General features: G+C 69.9%; 3 protein-coding genes. 2 read left to right on the plus strand and 1 reads right to left on the minus strand.

Going from position 1 to position 1893, the window contains the following annotated elements; genetic code table 11:
* On the minus strand, positions 1-1043 hold a 1043-nt coding region (locus PLL68_RS10160; protein WP_324533718.1), incomplete at its 3' end, for an MFS transporter.
* Positions 1044-1220: 177 nt separating this feature from the next.
* On the opposite strand from PLL68_RS10160, the gene PLL68_RS10165 reads away from it, so the two are divergent.
* Positions 1221-1619, plus strand: a complete 399-nt coding sequence (locus PLL68_RS10165) for a cold-shock protein (protein ID WP_324533721.1) — start codon at positions 1221-1223, stop codon at positions 1617-1619.
* A partial coding sequence (locus PLL68_RS10170) for a DUF3027 domain-containing protein (RefSeq protein ID WP_324533723.1) occupies positions 1616-1893 on the plus strand: 278 nt, incomplete at its 3' end. The genes PLL68_RS10165 and PLL68_RS10170, both read left to right, overlap by 4 nt.

Genomic DNA, 1893 nt, shown 5'->3' on the forward strand with positions numbered 1-1893 from the left:
GGTTGCAGCATCGTCTCGCCGAGGCCGAAGAAGATGTGGAACACGATGACCCCGGCAGCCGCTGCGAGCGTGCCGGCGACGAGCCCGGTGGCGCCGAGGATCAGCCACGCCACCGCCCACATCGCCACCAACCCCAGGAAGACCCGCGTTCGGCGGCGGCCGTCGATGAGCCGCAGCACGAGGAACTGCATGCCCACGATCACCGCGGTGTTCGCCGCGAACGCCAGGCCGATGGTGCGCGTCGACACCTGGCTGACCTCGCGGGCGAAGGCCGGGAAACCAGCCTCCATCTGGCCGTAGCCGACGAAGCTCGACAGGAACGTCAGGGCGGTGATCCACACGACCGCCGGATTGCGCAGGATCGTCAGGTAGCTCACGCCCGGCACGGCGGATGCCGTGTCCTGCGGGCCGCTGGGCGCGCTGGCCTGCGGTGGCCCCCCGGTTCGTCGCAACGGTCCGAGGAGCAGGGCGATGGGGATCAGCATGCAGGCTGCGTCGGCCAGGAAGATCGCCGTGAACGTGGCAGGGCGGTCGACGTCGGTGAGGAAGCCGCTGAGCACCCCACCGATGCCGATCCCGAGGTTGACCAGGGCGAAGTTGATGCCGAAGAACTGGGTGCGAAGCGGCCCCGAGACGATGCTCGAGGTCAGGGCGTTGAAGCCGGGCCACCCGATGCCGAAGCTGATGCCGATCAGGGTGAACGCGGCGACGAAGGCCGGCACCGAGGTCGCGAACGCCAGGATCACCGCCCCGATCAGCTGGCTGAGGTTGCCCCAGATGAGCATGACGCGAGAGCCGAGGCGGTCGATCAGCGCTCCGACCGGGCCGGTCACCACGAGCGCGACGCCGGCGATGAGGCTCATCAGCAGCCCGGCCACATCGAGCTCGATGCCGCGCACCTCGTGCACGTAGATGATCGTGAACGGCAGGGTCATCCCCCGGCCGAGCGTCGAGATCGCGGTGGTCGAGAGCAGCCAGCGACCGGGCGTGGGGAGTGATTCCCAGAAGCCCCGCAGGGTGAGACGCGAGGCATTGGGCTCCATGGGGCACACCGTGCCACGAAGCGGCGACAGCGGCGCGCCGGTTTCCTCCGCGACAACGCAACGCGCACGGCATCCGCGCGTTCGATCAACGCGGGCGCGCGGGAGGCTGGCGAGCGGTTAGCCTTGAGGTTGCGCCCGTCCGGGCGTGCCCCAGTGATCTCGACAATGAGGTGGACCGTGCCGACTGGCAAGGTGAAGTTCTACGACGCCGACAAGGGTTTCGGCTTTGTCGCCGGCGACTCCGGCGAAGGTGACGTGTTCGTCCCCTCGAGCGCCCTGCCGCAGGGCGTGACCGGCCTCAAGGGCGGTCAGCGCATCGAGTTCAGCATCGCGGAGGGCCGGCGTGGGGCCCAGGCCCTGTCGGTCCGGCTGCTCGACCCCACGCCCTCGGTGGCGGTCAACCGTCGCGTGGCCGGGCGCAAGCCCGCCGACGAGATGGTCGTCATCGTCGAGGACGTCATCAAGCTGCTCGACTCGGTCTCCGAGGGGCTGCGCCGCGGCCACTACCCCGACAAGGCCCACGGCAACAAGATCGCCCAGGTGCTGCACGCGGTGGCGGGCGACCTCGAGCTGTGAGCGCCGCGGTGAAGTCGGCCGTCAAGACCGACGCGACGCTGGCGGCAGCGGTCGAGACCGCGCGCGAGGCGGCCGTGTCGATTGCCGAGGCGGATGCCGTCGGCGCCCACCTCGGCGTGGAGATGGTCCAGGACCGAGTCGCCACGCACTACTTCGAGTGTGCTGCGCTGGCCTACCGTGGCTGGCGCTGGGCGATCACCGTGGCCCGCGTGCCGCGATCGAAGACCGTCACGGTCAGCGAGACCAACCTCGTGCCCGGCGAGGAGTCGCTGCT

It is taken from the genome of Ornithinibacter sp. (assembly GCF_035443565.1).
Lineage (GTDB): Bacteria > Actinomycetota > Actinomycetes > Actinomycetales > Dermatophilaceae > Fodinibacter.